The 16363-nt window shown below is 68.0% G+C and carries 14 protein-coding genes; 9 read left to right on the plus strand and 5 right to left on the minus strand.

Annotated features, from left to right (window positions below):
- Window positions 1–39: 39 nt before the first annotated feature.
- Window positions 40–339: a DUF4148 domain-containing protein gene (locus B7G54_RS12065; RefSeq protein WP_085039315.1), complete on the minus strand. Its 300-nt coding sequence runs from the start codon at window positions 337–339 to the stop codon at window positions 40–42.
- A 216-nt stretch (window positions 340–555) separates the two neighbouring features.
- Here B7G54_RS12065 and B7G54_RS12070 point away from each other — a divergent pair, with 216 nt between their 5' ends.
- The 3 genes from B7G54_RS12070 to B7G54_RS12080 are packed head-to-tail and all read left to right on the plus strand — an operon-like array spanning window position 556 to window position 3318.
- A complete protein-coding gene (locus tag B7G54_RS12070) occupies window positions 556–1230 on the plus strand; it encodes a response regulator transcription factor (protein ID WP_085039316.1) in 675 nt (224 codons plus the stop codon).
- Window positions 1231–1241: 11 nt separating this feature from the next.
- Window positions 1242–2633, plus strand: a complete 1392-nt coding sequence (locus B7G54_RS12075; protein ID WP_085039317.1) for a sensor histidine kinase — start codon at window positions 1242–1244, stop codon at window positions 2631–2633.
- 19 nt (window positions 2634–2652) lie between these two features.
- Window positions 2653–3318, plus strand: a complete 666-nt coding sequence (locus tag B7G54_RS12080; RefSeq protein ID WP_085039318.1) for a response regulator transcription factor — start codon at window positions 2653–2655, stop codon at window positions 3316–3318.
- Window positions 3319–3391: 73 nt separating this feature from the next.
- On the opposite strand, the gene B7G54_RS12085 is transcribed toward B7G54_RS12080, so the two are convergent.
- From B7G54_RS12085 to B7G54_RS12100, 4 genes are read right to left on the minus strand one after another with little or no spacing between them, the layout of a single operon-like run.
- A complete protein-coding gene (locus tag B7G54_RS12085; protein ID WP_244289329.1) occupies window positions 3392–3769 on the minus strand; it encodes a hypothetical protein in 378 nt (125 codons plus the stop codon).
- Window positions 3766–5181, minus strand: coding sequence for an efflux transporter outer membrane subunit (locus B7G54_RS12090; protein WP_085039542.1), 1416 nt, complete (start codon window positions 5179–5181; stop codon window positions 3766–3768). Before B7G54_RS12090 ends, B7G54_RS12085 begins: the two co-directional genes overlap by 4 nt.
- Window positions 5174–6349 (minus strand): efflux RND transporter periplasmic adaptor subunit, encoded by a 1176-nt coding sequence (locus B7G54_RS12095; RefSeq protein WP_085039320.1) that lies wholly within the window; start codon window positions 6347–6349, stop codon window positions 5174–5176. Before B7G54_RS12095 ends, B7G54_RS12090 begins: the two co-directional genes overlap by 8 nt.
- Complete coding sequence (locus tag B7G54_RS12100; RefSeq protein WP_085039321.1) at window positions 6339–9557, minus strand: efflux RND transporter permease subunit; 3219 nt, start codon at window positions 9555–9557, stop codon at window positions 6339–6341. Before B7G54_RS12100 ends, B7G54_RS12095 begins: the two co-directional genes overlap by 11 nt.
- Window positions 9558–9853: 296 nt before the next feature.
- On the opposite strand from B7G54_RS12100, the gene B7G54_RS12105 reads away from it, so the two are divergent.
- The 6 genes from B7G54_RS12105 to B7G54_RS12125 are packed head-to-tail and all read left to right on the plus strand — an operon-like array spanning window position 9854 to window position 16241.
- Window positions 9854–10216, plus strand: coding sequence for a hypothetical protein (locus B7G54_RS12105; protein ID WP_085039322.1), 363 nt, complete (start codon window positions 9854–9856; stop codon window positions 10214–10216).
- On the plus strand, window positions 10185–10457 hold the full coding sequence (locus tag B7G54_RS38575; RefSeq protein WP_133059163.1) for a hypothetical protein: 273 nt from the start codon (window positions 10185–10187) through the stop codon (window positions 10455–10457). The genes B7G54_RS12105 and B7G54_RS38575 overlap by 32 nt, the downstream gene beginning before the upstream one ends.
- A gap of 51 nt (window positions 10458–10508) precedes the next feature.
- Window positions 10509–12380 carry an extracellular solute-binding protein gene (locus B7G54_RS12110; protein ID WP_085039323.1) on the plus strand — a complete coding sequence of 624 codons (1872 nt, stop codon included), beginning with the start codon at window positions 10509–10511 and terminating at the stop codon, window positions 12378–12380.
- A gap of 52 nt (window positions 12381–12432) precedes the next feature.
- Complete coding sequence (locus B7G54_RS12115) at window positions 12433–13476, plus strand: microcin C ABC transporter permease YejB (protein WP_085039324.1); 1044 nt, start codon at window positions 12433–12435, stop codon at window positions 13474–13476.
- 48 nt (window positions 13477–13524) lie between these two features.
- Window positions 13525–14622, plus strand: a complete 1098-nt coding sequence (locus tag B7G54_RS12120) for an ABC transporter permease (protein ID WP_085039325.1) — start codon at window positions 13525–13527, stop codon at window positions 14620–14622.
- Window positions 14619–16241 (plus strand): ABC transporter ATP-binding protein, encoded by a 1623-nt coding sequence (locus tag B7G54_RS12125; protein WP_085039326.1) that lies wholly within the window; start codon window positions 14619–14621, stop codon window positions 16239–16241. Before B7G54_RS12120 ends, B7G54_RS12125 begins: the two co-directional genes overlap by 4 nt.
- Window positions 16242–16363 lie beyond the last annotated feature (122 nt).

Genomic DNA, 16363 nt, shown 5'->3' on the forward strand with positions numbered 1-16363 from the left:
TTTTTGCTTTTCCCGGCCGCGTCGCGCCGGTCGGCGGGATCAGTGCCGCGTGCCCGCGTCGGCCGTCAGCGCATGCGTGCAGTCCGCACGGTACTCGGCGGCGAGCCGATGTTTCGCACCGTCGAGATCGTCGGGGTAGTAGGGGCTCGCGTGCGCGGGATCGTAGCCGACCTGTTCGAGTTCGGTCAGCTCGCGTACGAGGTCCGCATGCGTGACGTCGTGGCCGGTGTGGACGAACGGATAGGCGTTGCATTCCTGCGGTGTCAGGTGAGGTGCCGCGAACGCGGCGGTGCTGGCGCATGCGAGCAGCATGCAGGCGACGGTAGTCGACAGTTTCATCCGGTAGCTCCTGGTTGCGCGGCCCGATGCCGCATGACGTCAGCGTAGGCGGCGTGCACGACGGGGCGGGCGACGCACGGATGAAACATGTTTCACCCGTGCGCCAGGGCACCGGATGAAGCATTTTTCATGTAACGCCCGACGGCGATCGGGGCGTCTACGATAGTCGCGGGCGCATTGCGTGCGCCCGTCATGACGTTCATTGCGAGGGCAACCATGCGAGTACTGACGGTCGAGGACGATGCGGTGACCGCGAACGAAATCGTCGGCGAGCTGACCGCGCGCGGGTTCGAGGTCGACTGGATCGACAACGGCCGCGAAGGAATGCTGCGCGCGATGAGCGCGTCGTACGACGCGATCACGCTCGACCGGATGCTGCCGGGCGCGGACGGCCTCGCGATCCTGACCGCGATGCGCACGGTCGGCATCGATACGCCGGTGCTGATGCTGAGCGCGCTCGGTGATGTCGACGAGCGCATCCGCGGGCTGCGCGCGGGCGGTGACGACTACCTGACGAAGCCGTTCGATTCCGGCGAGCTGAGCGCGCGCATCGAGGTGCTGCTGCGCCGCCGGCAGGCATCGGGCGTGCCGCAGCAGACGCTGCTGAAAGTCGGCACGCTCGAACTCGACCTCATTTCGCGCTGCGCGCGCCGCGGCGGCGACGAGATTCCGCTGCTGCCGACGGAATTCCGCGTGCTCGAATTCATGATGCGCAATGCGGGCCAGACGATTACGCGCACGATGCTGTTCGAGACCGTATGGGGCTATCACTTCGATCCCGGCACCAACCTGATCGACGTCCACATGGGCCGGCTGCGCAAGAAGATCGATCCGCCCGGCGTGCAACCGATGATCCAGACGGTGCGCGGCTCGGGCTACATGCTCGCGTGACGGAGGCGGGAATGGACGCGGCTCGCGCGGCGAACTTCACGCGCCGCTGGCACACGACGACGTTTCGCTGGCTGTGCGCGTATGCGGCGATCTTCTCGGTGTCGCTGCTGCTGCTCGCGGGCGTGATCAACGTGGCCGCGACGCACACGATGACGCGCGATACCGACGAGGTGCTCGCGTGGCAGCTGATCTATTTCGATTCGATCCCCGATGCCGAACTGCCGCTCGCGATCCACCGGCGGCTCGAGCACGAGCACATGCATACGAGTTTCTACGGGTTGTTCGACGCGGCCGGGCGCCGCGTGGCCGGCGACATCGCGACACTGCCCGCGCTGCGCACGGATCGCGACGGACGCACGCTGAATCGCACGCTCGCGCCGCTCGACGGCCAGCCCGCGCCGATCACGCGCGCGATGGCCGTGCGCCGCGACAACGGGATGACGCTGGTCGTCGCGCGCGACCTGTCGCATTTCATCCAGATCCGCGATGTCGCGATCCGCGGGCTCGTGATCGGCGGCGTGATGATCCTGATCGCGGGCATCGCGGGCGGCAGCATGCTCGGCATGCGGCAGATGCGCCGCGTCGCCGCGATCCGGCGCGTCACGCGGCAGATCGCCGAGGGCGATCTCGGCAAGCGGCTGCCGGTCGGACGCTACGACGAACTCGACTTGCTCGCGCATCTCGTGAACCACATGCTCGACGAAGTCGAGCGGCTGATGGGCGAGGTGCGTCATACCTGCGACGGTATCGCACACGACCTGCGCACGCCGCTCGCACGCGTGCACACGATGCTGGCCCGGCTCGCGGAGCAGCCGTTTTGCGCGGACGACCCTGCATCGTCGGCACTGCTGGCGTCGGCGCGCGACGAGACCGACCGGCTGCTCGAGCGCTTTCGCGCGATGCTGCGCATCTCCGAGATCGGCACGCTGAGCCGGCGCGGCGGCTTTGCCGCGGTCGACGTCGCGGCATTGCTGCGCGACGTATGCGAACTCTACGAACCGCTGGCCGAAGCCGTCGACGTGTCGTTCGAACTCGACGCGACACCGGTCGACCGGATTCATGGCGATCGCGCGTTGCTGTTCGAGGCATTCAGCAATCTCGCGGACAACGCAATCAAGTTCACGCCGCCCGGCGGCCGCGTGCGCGTCGCCCTCCATGCGACGCCGAGCGGGCCGCTCGTGCGGTTCGAAGACACCGGGCCCGGCATCCCGCCCAGTGAACGCGACGCGGTGCTCGAGCGTTTCTATCGTGGCGAACGCACGCGCCATGTGAGCGGCTCGGGGCTTGGACTGAGCATCGTCTCGGCGGTGATGCGCGTGCACGGCTTCGCGTTGCAGATCGGCGATTCATCACTGGCCGGTGCGGCGATCACGGTCGAGTGCTGGCCGCGCTCGCTCGCATGACGGCGCCGGAGAACGGTCGATGCGCATCCTGCTGATTTCCCCGCCGAACCCGGAGGCCGCGCGGCTCGACAAGGCCTTTCGCGAGAGCACGCATGGCGTCGAACGCGTCGACGGATGGCGCGACGGCTGCTTCGTGGCGACCCAGGAGCGGTTCGATGCGATTGTGATCGTTGCGCCCGACCCGGTTGCCGGCCCGGCGATCCACGATGCGCTGCCGCAACTCGCCGCATCGGCCGGAGGCGCGACGATTGCCGCGATCGTTGCCGGCACGACACCCGCGCAGCGCGCGCAGATGCTGCAGGCTGGCTGCGACGTATGTCTTGCGCATCCGTGTTCGTTCGTGGAACTGCACGAGCGGTTGCGCGCGCTGTGGCGCCGCACGGGCGTCATCGCGATGCGCGAGTCGGTCCGGCTCGACGCGGCTACGCGTGCACTCGAGGAGCGTGGCCGAAGGCTGGCGCTCAGCACACGGGAGTTCCGTCTCGTCGAATGCCTGCTGCGCGAATCGGGGCGACCGGTCGGGCGCGATGCCGTGCTGCGTTATGCATGGGGCGATGCCGACGTCGAACCCGAGACGGTCAATGCGCTGGTCGTGCGGTTGAGGCGCAAGCTGGCCGCGCACGCGTTTTCCGCGCGCATCGAAACGGTCGCGCGATTCGGGTTCAGGTTCGACGCGGGCGGATAACGATGCCGTATCGCGCCGTGCTTGCGGATGGTACGCATGCCGCGCGTCGCGCGGCATGTTCGATTGCGTGCGGTCAGTGTGAATAGAGTTCGCGGTTGAGCTGCGCGAGCTCGCCGTCGCGTTCGGCACGGACGAGTTGGCGATAGACCTGCGCCCGTGTCAGCGGCGTTGCCGGCCGTGCGCTCCATGCCTGTTGCGATGACGACAACGACGGCGCGGCCGCGGCCGCGGCGAACGTCTGCGGCGCCGTCGCGGCGTCGGGCTGCGTTGCGCTGGCCCGGCCGGGCAGCGCGACGCAGAGGGCGGAGAGCAGGGTGGCGAACATCAATGTCTTCATGGCGTGATCCTTGTCGAAGGTCGAAGGCCGGTGTCGCGGGTGCGATGCCAGCCGGAAACACGTTATCGGGTGCGCCCATGCGGGCGCCCGGCGCGCCGATGAAGAAACGTTCATGAACGGGTGTCGTGCCAGCCGCCGCCGAGCGCGCGCACGAGCCCGACGGATGCCTGCAGGCGTCGGGCGTCGATGTCGAGCGACGCGATCTGCGTATCGAGTTCGGTCGTCTGGGCGGTGACCACGTCGAGATAGCTGACCGCGCCGTCGCGATAGCGCGACATCGCGAGTGCAAGCGAATGCCGCGCCGCGACGAGCGCGGCGTCGTCCTGGCCGGATTCGTCGCCGAGGCGGTGCAACTGCGCAAGATCGTCCTCGACTTCGCGGAATGCCTGGAGCACGACCGCGCGGTAGCGCGCCCCCTGTTCGTTGAACTGCGCACGCGCGTTGCGTACGCCGGCGGCACGCCGGCCCCCGTCGAACAGCGTCATCGCGAGACGCGGGCCGATCGACCAGATCTCGTTTGGCGCAGCGAGCCACGGTGAAAACGTATCGCTCTGGAACCCGGCGTCAAGGCCGAGCGACAGGTCGGGAAAGTACGCGGCGCGTGCGACGCCGATCCGCGCGTTCGCGGCCGCGACGCGGCGTTCCGCGGCGGCGACGTCGGGCCGGCGTTCGAGCAGCGTCGACGCGAGCCCTGTCGGAATCGACGGCACGCCCGGCAGCGCAGCAGCGCGCGGCAGCGAGAACGTCGACGCGGATTCCCCGACGAGTGCCGCGATCGCATGCTCGTCGAGCGCGCGACGCGCGGCGATGTCGGACGCACGCGCTTGTGCAAGCGCGAGTTGCGTTTGCGCCCGCGACACGTCGAGCCCCGACGCGAGGCCGCCGCGATGGCGACTGACCGTCAGTTGCCACGCCCGGCGGTACGTGTCGATCGTTTGCGCGAGCGTGTCCGCTTCCCGGTCGAGCCCTGCGAGGTCGAAGTAGGTGCTGGCGACGCCGGCCTGCAGGCTGAGCTGGACCGACGCGAGGTCGTCGTCGGCCGCCTGCGCATCGTCGCGGCCGGCCGCGACCGCGTTGCGGACCTTGCCCCACAGATCGACGTCGTAGCCGAAGCCCGCTTCGAGCGTGTTCGACTCATAGGTGTCGGGCTGGCCGCTGCCGCGCAGCGGCCGGCGCGCGGACTGGCGGTCGCGGTCGGTCTCCGCATCGATGCCCACGGTCGGCAGCAATGCCGCATGCGCCTCGTCGAACAGCGCAGCCGCTTCGTCGTGCCGCGCGACGGCAGCGGCGAGATCGGGATTCGCGCGCATGACGAGCGGTTCGAGCCGGTCGAGTGTCGCGTCGCCGTACACGCGCCACCAGCCGTCACGCGGCAGGCGATCGGCCGGTGCGGCGTCGACCCACGCGCCCGTTTCGCGAAACGCGGTCGGCACGGGAACGGCCGGTGCGCGATAGGTTGGCGCCAACGAGCAGCCGGCGAGCAGCGCGACGCTGCCCAGCAATCCAGCGAGCAGACGGTCAGCCATGCGCATGCTCCGTCGTCGCGGTGCCGGCGATATGCACGGGGTCGCCATCCGCGAGCGAATCGGGCGGATTGTCGATCACGCGGTCGCCGGCCGCGAGCCCGGACGCGATCTCGACGCGCGTGCCGAGATCGGTCGCGATCGATACGTTGCGCAGCCGCGCATGCCCGGTTGCATCGAGCACGGCGACTTGCAACCCGTCGTGGCGAAAGATCAGCGTGCTTGCCGGAACCGACAGTGCATGCGAGGCGCCGGGCAGCGCGATCCGCACCTGCGCGTACTCGCCCGGGAACAGCGTGCCGGCCGGGTTGGCAATCGAGAATTGCGCGAGCAGCGTGCCGGAAGCCGGGTCGATCGATTGGGCGGAATCCGCGAGCGTGGCGTCGAACGTGATGCCGGGTCGCTCCGGCACGGTCAGCGCGACACGCATGCCGGCGCGGATCGCGGCCGCGTCGTCTTGCGGAACATGGACGTACAGCCGCAGCCGTCGCGCGTCCGAGACGGTGAAGAGCTCGGCGCCGTTGCCGCTGCCTGCGTCGATCAGTGCGCCGACATCGGTCTTGCGGGCCGTCACGATGCCGTCGAACGGCGCGGTGAGCCGCTTGAACGATTCGAGCGCTTCGAGCCGCCGCACGTTGGCGGTGCTCGCCGCGACGGCCGCGCGTTTCGCGTCGAGGTCGCTGCGCTTCTCGTCGGCTTCCTGCTGCGAAACGGAATCCTGCGCGAGCATCTCGGCCCAGCGGGCAGCCGTGACGGACGCAAGCCGCTCGTTCGCGCTCGCGCTCTGAAGATCGGCGCGTGCCTGCTGCAACTGCTGGTCGAGATCGGGCGTGTCGATCGACGCGAGCAACTGGCCCGCCTTCACGTGTGCGCCGATGTCGGCGTACCACGCGTGCAGGTAGCCGGGCACGCGCGCGTAGATCGGTGCGTCGACGTACGCATCGAGCCGGCCGGGCAGCACCAGGGCGTCGGCCGTGGCCGGCTGCGGCGCAACCGTCGCGACGGTCGGGATCGCCTGTTGCACGGTCCAGGCGGCGACCGCGTGCGCATCGTGCATGCGTGCGACGAGGCCGGCGGCCGCGACGGCGAGCGCGGTGACAGCGCCCGCGATCGCGAGCGGTTTCAGGTAGCGCGGCGTGCCAGGGGGGCGGACATCGAATTCAGTGGACATGCTGTTCTCCCGGAGTGAGGGGCAGGGATTCGGAACGGGGCGCGCGATCGCGCCGATGGACGAGGCTGAACACGACGGGCACGAACACCAGCGTCGCGACGGTCGCGCACAGCAGGCCGCCGATGACCGCGCGGCCGAGCGGCGCGTTCTGCTCCCCGCCGTCGCCGAGGCCGAGGGCCATCGGCGCCATGCCGATGATCATCGCGAGCGCGGTCATCATCACGGGCCGAAAGCGCGTGAAGCCGGCCTCGAGCGCGGCGACGGCCGCATCGGGGGTATGCGCGAGCCGTTCGCGCGCGAAGGTCACGACGAGGATGCTGTTCGCGGTCGCGACACCCATGCACAGGATTGCGCCCGTCAATGCCGGCACCGACAGCGGCGTGCGCGTGACGAACAGCATCCAGACGATGCCGGCGAGCGCCGCGGGCAGGCCGCTCACGATCACGAATGCGTCGCGCCACGAATGGAAGTTGACGACGATCAGCAGGTAGATCAGCAGGACCGCGCCCGCGAGGCCCGCGAGCAACCCGCCGAATGCGCCGTTCATCGTTTGTACCTGGCCGCGCACGGTCACGCGCGATCCCTTGGGCAAGCCGGCCGCGCTCGCGTGCAGCACGCGCTCGATGTCGGCGCTGACGGCGCCGAGATCGCGGTCCTGCGTCGTCGCGAAGATGTCGTACAGCGGTGCGATGTCGTAGTGCGACACGACCGCGTCGGTCTGTCCGCGTACGATCGTCGCGAGACCGCCGAGCAGTTGCGGAGCGCCCGTGCGGCCCGTGACGGGCAGCGCGCGCAGGTCCGACAGCGACGTCATCCGGTACTGGGGCGTCTGCGCGACGATCGGATACGACACGCCGTTGTGTGGATCGAGCCAGTAAGTCGGCGAAACCTGGCTCGTGCCGGACAGGCTTGCTACCACGGCATTGGTGACATCCTGCTCGGTGATGCCGAGTTGCGCGGCACGCGTGCGATCGACCGACACCGTGAACTGCGGATAGGTCGACGCCTGCTGTACGCGCGCGTCGGCAACCCCCGGCACGTTGCGGATGCGCCGCAGCAGCTCGGTGGCATAGGTGCGGTTCGCCGCACGGTCGGGGCCTGTCACCTGCACGTCGATCGGGGCAGGCGCGCCGAAGTTGAGGATCTGGCTCACGATGTCGGCAGGCAGGAACGAGAACGTCACGCCTGGAAACGCGCGCGGCAGCACCGTACGCAACTGCTTGACGTAGTCGGCCGTCGGCGCGTGTTCGCCGGTGAGCGACACGAGGATGTCGCCGTCCTGCGGGCCGATCGTGCCGCTGTTGCTGTACGTGAGGTTGATCCCGCTGTTCGGCAGTCCCATGTTGTCGACGATGCTCGCGACCGCGCGCGGCGGCACGACGCCGCGCACCGTCTGCTCGACGTGGTCGAACAGTGCGGCCGTTTCCTCGATGCGCGTGCCGATCGGTGCGCGCACGTGGATCGCGATTTCGCCCGCATCGACCGACGGGAAGAAATTGCGGCCAAGCCACGGCACCAGCACGAACGACACCGCGACCGCCGCGAGGAACAGCGCGACGAAGCGTGCGCGATGGGTGAGCGCGAGGCCGAGCACGACGCGGTAGCCGGCGCGCAGCGCGGCGAAGCGGCGCTCGAACCCCCGCTGGAACGCGACGAGCGGATTGCGCGCGCGTGGCGGCGGGAACGGCGCGCCGTGCGGCGCGAGCGCGGCAGCCGGATGCGCGGCATGCGGTTTCAACAGGTAACGGGCCATCATCGGCACGAACGTGCGCGACAGCACGAACGACGCGATCATCGCGAAGATCACGGCTTCGGCCATCGGCACGAACAGGAAGCGGGCCACGCCGTCGAGCAGCAGCATCGGCACGAACACGATGCAGATGCACAGCAGCGACACGAAGGCCGGCGCGACGATCTGCGACGCGCCGTCGAGGATCGCATCGCGCACGGCCTTGCCCTGTTCGAGGTGCCAGTTGACGTTCTCGATCGTGACGGTGGCATCGTCGACGAGAATGCCGACCGCAAGCGCGAGTCCGCCGAGCGTCATCACGTTGAGCGTCTCGCCCGCGGCCGCGAGCGCCGCGATCGCGGCCAGCACGGCGAGCGGAATGGATGCGGCGATGATCAGCGTCGAGCGCCAGCTGCCGAGGAACAGCAGGATCATCGCGGACGTGAGCGCGGCGGCGATCAGGCCTTCGCGCGCCACGCCGCTGACGGCGCCCTTGACGAACACGGACTGGTCGCCCATCACGACGAGCCTGAGCGACGGCGGCAGCGTTGCCTCGATGCGCGGCAACTGCGCCTTGACGCCCGAGATGATGTCGAGCGTCGACGCAGAGCCGCTTTTCAGCACGCTCATCAGCACCGCGCGACGGCCGTCGACGCGCACGATATTGCCCTGCGGCGGAAAGCCGTCGCGCACGTGCGCGACGTCGCGCATGAAGATCACCGCGCCGTTCACGCTCCGGATCGGCAGCGCGTTGAGCTGGTCGATGGTCAGCGGGCTGTCGTTGAGCCGGATGTTGTATTCGAAGCCGCCGATCTTCTGCGTGCCGGCCGGGATGATCTGGTTTTGCTGCGCCAACGCGGTCGCGACGTCCTGCGCGGACAGCCCCTTGGCCTGCAGTGCCTGCGGATCGAGATCGATCTGCACCTGGCGCACCTTGCCGCCATACGGCGACGGAATTGCGACACCCGCGACCGACAGCAGCTGAGGCCGGATCACGTTGGTCGCGTAGTCGCCGAGCTGCTGCTCGTTCAGTGTGTCGCTCGTCAGCGCCAGTTGCAGCACGGGCACGGTCGATGCGTTGTAGTTGAGGATCTGCGGTGGCGTGGTGCCCGGCGGCATCTGCTTGAGCACGGTCTGCGAGATCGACGTGACCTGCGCGGTCGCCGTGCGGATGTCGACGCTCGGCTGGAAGAAGATCTTGACGATCCCGAAGCTGCGGAACGACTGCGACTCGATGTGCGCAACGTCGTTGACCGTCGTGCCGAGCGTGCGCTCGTAGTAGGTGACGATGCGCCCCGACATGTCGGCCGGCTGCAGGCCCGCGTAGTTCCACACGACACTGATGACCGGAATCCGGATGTCGGGGAAGATGTCGGTCGGCGTGCGCAGCGCCGCGAGCGGCCCCGCGATCAGGATCAGCAGCGCGAGGACGATGAACGTGTAGGGGCGCGCGAGCGCGAGTCGGACGAGTTTCAGCATCGGCGAGGTCTCCGCCGGCGCGGGGCGCCGGCCTGTCAGCGAATTGCCGAAGCGCGGCGGGAGCCCGGTTCGGCTCGCGCAGTGTGCGTGGCGCCGCTTAACGCGGGGCGCGGGGCAGGATGAAAGATGTTTTAGGAAAGGGGCGCGAGCAGCCGAACGGGCGTTGATTGTTACAAGACGTTAGCGCGGGCTTCCCGTTGCGATGCCGCGCATCAGTTCTTACAAAGTGGAAATATGCGGAGACGGTGCTTGCCGTTATAGTCGAATCACACATGAAACAACCAGAAGAGGAATCCATGAAGACCTTGCGTGTTGCCTCGCTCTTGACCGGTATGACGGCCTTGCTCGTGTCGGGCGCAGCAATGGCGGGCGTCAATGTCGGGATCAATCTCGGCGTTCCGGCGCCGGTATACGTCGCGCCCGCACCCGTGTATGCGCCGCCGCCTCCGCCGGTCGTCTATCAGCCTGCGCCCGTCTACGCGCCGGCACCTGTCTACGCACCGGCGCCGGCCATCGTGATCGGCTGGCATGGCGACCGCTACTGGGACGGCCGTCGCTACTGGGGCCGTGACGACTGGTACCGCCATCACGGCCGCGGCTGGGGCGACGATCGCGGTCACTGGGATCATGATCGCGGTCGCCACAACGGCTGGCATTGATCAGTGCGCCGCGCACGGCGGTTGCGTGCGCGTGCGCGTTCGCGAAGAAGCCGCCCTTGGGGCGGCTTTTTTGTGCATGAAGGTCTCGCCGGCGATCGGTCGGGCCGTCATGACGGGCGATGCGAGCCTCGATCGCAGGCTCGACGGCCCGTTGAATGCACCGGCGCGGGCTGGCCGTCGACCCGATTTCCGGGACGAAACCGGGCACGAAAAGCCGCTGGATGGCTCGAAGCCGATTTGAATGGGTAGAATCGTTGCACGTTACTACCCTTAATCGACCGACAGGGCCTCTATGACGATGGGTTCGCCTCGGGCCACCGCCGCGCGTGTCCGCCGTGCCGTACGGGCTGCCGGCCGCACGGCCGCGGTGTTCGCGCTGCAGGCGGCGCTGGCCGCGACCGCTGCGCACGCAGCCTACGCCATTGCGCAATACGGCGAGCCGAAATATCCGCCGGGTTTCAAGCATTTCGACTACGTCAACCCCGACGCGCCGAAGGATGGCACGCTCGTGCTTGCAAACCCGAACCGGCTGACGTCGTTCGACAAGTTCAACCCGTTCACGATGCGCGGCAATCCCGCGCCGGGCATCGACATGCTGTTCGAGAGCCTCGCGACCGGCAGCTCGGACGAACCGGCGTCCGCGTACGGGCTGCTCGCCGACGACATCGACATCGCGCCGGACCGCCGTTCGGTCACGTTCCACCTGAATCCGCGCGCGCGCTTCTCGAACGGCGATCGCGTCACGGCCGACGACGTCAAGTTCTCGTTCGACACGCTGAAGAGCAAGCAGGCTGCTCCGCAGTTCGGCGCATATTTCGCGGAGATCGCGAAGGCCGTGGTCGTCGATCCGGCCACCGTGCGCTTCGAGTTCCGCAGCGCGAACCGCGAACTGCCGCTGATCGCCGGCGGCGTGCCGGTGTTCTCGCGCAAGTGGGGGTTGCGTGCGGACGGTTCGCGCATCCCGTTCGACCAGTTCGCGTTCGAGCAGCCGATCGGCAGCGGCCCGTACCTGATCGAGCACTACGACAACGGCCGGACGATCACTTACCGGCGCAACCCGGCATACTGGGGCGCCGACCTGCCGGTGCGGGTCGGTACCAACAACTTCGAGCGGATCGTCTACAAGCTGTATGGCGACGGTGTCGCACGGCTCGAGGCGTTCAAGGCCGGCGAATACGATGTGCTCGTCGAGTACATCGCGCGCAACTGGACGCGTCGCGATGTCGGCAAGCGTTTCGACAGCGGCGAGCTCGTCAAGCGCGAATTCCGCCAGCACAACGGCGCGGGCATGCAGGGCTTCTTCATGAACCTGCGCCGGCCGCTGTTTCGCGACGTGCGTGTGCGCCAGGCGCTCGACCTCGCGTTCGACTTCGAATGGCTGAACCGCCAGTTGTTCTACAGCGCCTACACCCGTCTGGACAGCTATTTCGCGGACACCGACCTGCAGGCGACCGGCACGCCCGGCCCCGGCGAGCTGAAGCTGCTGGAGCCGCTGCGCGCGCAGCTCGACCCGGCCGTGTTCGGCCCGATGGTCACGCAGCCGGACACGAACCCGCCGGGTTCGCTGCGCGCGAACCTGCTAAAGGCGCGCACACTGCTCGCGCAGGCCGGCTGGACCTATCGCGACGGCGCGCTGCGCAATGCGAAGGGAGAGCCGTTCGCGTTCGAGATCCTCGACGATTCGGGTGCGGCGATGGAAGGAATCGTGACGGCGTACCAGCGCAATCTGGCGAAGCTCGGCATCGACGCACGTTTTCGCACGGCCGATTTCGCGCTGCTGCAAAAGCGGCTCGACGCGTTCGACTACGACATGACGACGATCCGCTTGCCGGGCGTACAGGTGCCGGGCGCCGAGCAGTTCTCGCGTTACGGCAGCAAATTCGCCGACGAGCCGGGCTCCGACAACGTCATCGGACTGAAGTCGCCGGCCGTCGACGCATTGCTGCACGCGCTCGGCACCGCGCAGACGCGCGAAGACCTGCTCGACGCGACGCACGCGCTCGACCGCGTGCTGATGCACGGCTACTACGCGGTCCCGCAGTGGTACAGCACGACGCACCGGATCGCGTACAAGCGCACGCTTGCCTATCCGCAGACGCTGCCGCTGTACTATTCGGCCGAGGGCTGGGTCGTGTCGACCTGGTGGGCGAAGCCCGATCACTGAGCCACGCCGCCCCTACGTCCAACCCCGCCTACCGATCGCGAGTCGACGCCCTATGTGGAGCTACATCTTCAAACGCCTGCTGCTGATGATCCCGACGCTCATCGGCGTGCTGACCCTCACGTTCGCGGTGATCCAGTTCGTGCCGGGCGGCCCGGTCGAGCAGGCCGTGCAGGAATTGCGCAAGGGCGCGACGGAGCAGGGCGCGGTGCCGTTCGGGATGCGTGCGCACACCGGCGTCGACGCGCAGCAGCTCGCGCAGCTCAAGGCGCTGTACGGTTTCGACAAACCGCCGCTCGAACGCTACTGGCTGATGCTCAAGCGCTTCGCGCGCTTCGATCTCGGCGACAGCTACTTCCGCCACCAGAGCGTGTGGTCGCTGGTCGTGCAGAAGCTGCCCGTGTCGATCAGCATCGGGCTGTGGACGTTCTTCCTCACGTACCTCATATCGGTGCCGCTCGGCATCGCGAAGGCCGTGCGCAACGGTTCGCCGTTCGACGTCGCAACGAGCCTCGTCGTGCTCGTCGGCTATGCGATTCCGGGCTTCGTGCTCGGCGTGCTGCTGCTCGTGCTGTTCGGCGGCGGCTCGTTCTGGCAGCTGTTCCCGCTGCGCGGGCTCACGTCGGACAACTTCGCGCAGCTGTCGCTCGTCGGCAAGGTGCTCGACTACCTGTGGCACATCGCGCTGCCGATCACGGCCTCGGTCGTCGGCAGCTTCGCGGTCATCACGATGCTCACGAAGAACGCGTTCCTCGACCAGATCCGCCGGCAATACGTGCTGACCGCGCGCGCGAAGGGGCTCTCCGAGCGCAGCGTGCTGTGGAGGCACGTGTTCCGCAACGCGATGCTGCCGCTGATCGTCGGCTTCCCGGCTGCGTTCATCGGCGCGTTCTTCACGGGCAGCCTGCTGATCGAAACATTGTTCTCGCTCGACGGCCTCGGGCTGCTGTCGTACGAATCGGTCGTGCGGCGCGACTATCCGGTCGTGCTCGGCACGCTGTACCTGTTCACGCTGATCGGGCTCGCGACCAAGCTGATCTCCGATCTCTGCTATGTGTGGGTCGATCCGCGCATTCAATTCGACACCCTGGAGCGCTGACATGAAACCGTCCGTCTGCATGCCCGGCGTCACCGGGCGAGGTGCGCGATGAACCGGGCCGTCGTGTCAACCCGTATCGACGCCGCGCGCGCCCGCGTGTCGCCGTCGCCCGCGCGCCGCGTATGGCAGCGCTTCAGGCAGCAGCGCCTCGGCTACTGGAGCTTCGTGATCTTCGTCGTCGCGTTCGCCGCGAGCGTGGCGGCGCCGCTGTGGTCGAACGACAAGCCGCTCGTCGTGCGCTATGACGGCCAGATCTATTTCCCCATGTTCCATGCGTACCCGGAGACGACCTTCGGCGGCGATTTCCCGACGCCGGCCGACTATCTCGATCCGTATGTGCGCAAGCGGCTCGAGGCGCCCGGCAACTTCGTCGTCTACCCGCCGAACCGTTACTACTACGACACGCTGAACTACTTCTCGAACGTGCCGAACCCCGCGCCGCCGTCGCGCGCGAACTGGCTCGGCACCGACGCGCAGGGGCGCGACCTGCTCGCGCGGCTCGTGTACGGGTTCCGCGTGTCGGTTGAGTTCGGGCTGATCCTGACCGTGATCGGCACGCTGCTCGGGATCGCCGCGGGCGCCGTGCAGGGCTTCTTCGGCGGGCGCATCGACATCGTCGGGCAGCGGCTGATCGAGATCTGGAGCTCGCTGCCCGAGCTGTACCTGCTGATCATTTTCGCGTCGATCTTCGAGCCGAGCTTCCTGCTGCTGATCGTGCTGCTGTCGCTGTTCGGCTGGATCGGGCTCGCCGACTACGTGCGCGCGGAATTCCTGCGCAACCGCACGCAGGACTACGTGCGCGCGGCGCGTGCGATGGGGCTCACGAACTGGCAGATCATCTGGCGCCATGTGCTGCCGAACAGTCTCACGCCGGTGATCACGTTCCTGCCGTTCCGGATGAGCGGCTCGATCCTCGCGCTCACGAGCCTCGATTTCCTCGGGCTCGGCGTGCCGCCGCCGACGCCGAGCCTCGGCGAGCTGCTCGCGCAGGGCAAGGGCAATCTCGACGCGTGGTGGATCTCGCTGTCGACCTTCGGCGTGCTGGTCGCGACGCTGCTGCTGCTGACCTTCATGGGCGATGCGCTGCGCAACGCGCTCGACACGCGGATCGCCGATTCGGTGCGCGCGGCGGGAGGCCAGCGATGAGCGAACCGGTCGTATCGACGCAGCGCGAGCCGCTGCTGGCGCTCGAGCATCTGCATGTGCGCTTCGGCGACACGGTCGCGGTGGACGACGTGACGCTCGCGATCGGCCGCGGGGAGCGCGTCGCGCTGGTCGGCGAGTCGGGTTCGGGCAAGAGCGTGACCGCGCTGTCGATCCTGCGGCTGTTGCGCGACGCCGACGTGAGCGGCGCGATCCGCTTCGCGGGGCAGGACCTGGCTGGCAAGAGCGAGCGCGAGATGCGCGGGCTGCGCGGCTCGGACATCGCCATGATCTTCCAGGAGCCGATGACCGCGCTCAACCCGCTGTATACGATCGGCGTGCAGATCGGCGAGACGATCGTGCTGCACGACGGCGTATCGGCTGTCGAGGCGCGCAAGCGTGCGATCGCGTTGCTCGCGCGCACGGGCATCGCGGAGCCGGAGAAGCGGGTCGACAGCTATCCGCACCAGTTGTCGGGCGGCCAGCGCCAGCGCGCGATGATCGCGATGGCGCTCGCCTGCCGGCCGCGCCTGTTGCTGGCCGACGAGCCGACTACCGCGCTCGACGTGACGATCCGCGCGCAGATCGTCGATCTGCTGCTGGAACTGCAGCGCGAGGAAGCGGAAAAGCGGGGAATGGCGATCCTGCTGATCACGCACGACCTGAATCTCGTGCGGCACTTCGCGGATCGCGTCGCGGTGATGGAGCACGGCCGGCTCGTCGAGAGCGGGCCCGTCGAGCGGATCTTCGCGGAACCCGAGCATCCGTATACGCAGCGGCTGCTGAACAGCCGGCCGCAACGCGCGGTTGCGCCGGTGATGCCGATCGCGCCCGTCGTGCTCGATGCGCACCACGTGAGCGTGCAGTTCGCGCGCAAGCGGCCGGGCATCGCGGGCTGGTTCGGCTCGGTGCCCGTGACGGCCGTTGCGGACGTATCGGTGTCGGTGCGGCAGGGCGAGACGCTCGGCATCGTCGGCGAATCGGGTTCGGGGAAGTCGACGCTCGCGATGGCGCTGCTCGGCCTGCAGAAGACGGCCGGCGGCACGATCGAATTCCAGGGGCGCGCGCTGTCGACCTATCGCGGCCGCGAACAGGCTGCGCTGCGCTCGAACATGCAGGTGGTCTTTCAGGATCCGTTCAGTTCGCTTTCGCCGCGTCACACGATCGAGCGGATCGTCGGCGAGGGGCTCGAGCTGCATCGCCCGGACATGACGCCCGAGGCGCGCCGCGCGAAGTCGCTCGCGGTGCTGCGCGAAGTCGGCCTCGACCGCACGGTGCTGCACCGTTATCCGCACGAATTCTCGGGCGGGCAGCGCCAGCGGATCGCCATCGCGCGCGCGCTGGTGCTGGAGCCGCGCATCCTGATCCTCGACGAGCCGACGTCCGCGCTCGACGTGTCGATCCAGCAGCAGGTGCTGAAACTGCTCGCGAATTTGCAACAGAAATACAACCTCGGCTATGTATTCATCAGCCACGACCTGGAGGTGATCGGGGCGATGGCGCACCGCGTCGCGGTGATGCAGGACGGGGCCGTCGTCGAGTCGGGAGAGGTGGCCGACATCTTCACGAGACCGTCACATCCTTACACACAAAAGCTGTTGAAAGCGGTCTGGAAAGCGTGATAGGCCGCCAATGGTCTGACCATCTCGATTGTATTTATTAATTTGTTTTGACAAACGATTACGCGCTGGCTAGTATCGACCGAAATTTTCCGCCAATCAGCTGATTTTTAAGCAAATTCCAT

This window comes from Burkholderia puraquae (assembly GCF_002099195.1).
Taxonomy (GTDB): domain Bacteria; phylum Pseudomonadota; class Gammaproteobacteria; order Burkholderiales; family Burkholderiaceae; genus Burkholderia; species Burkholderia puraquae.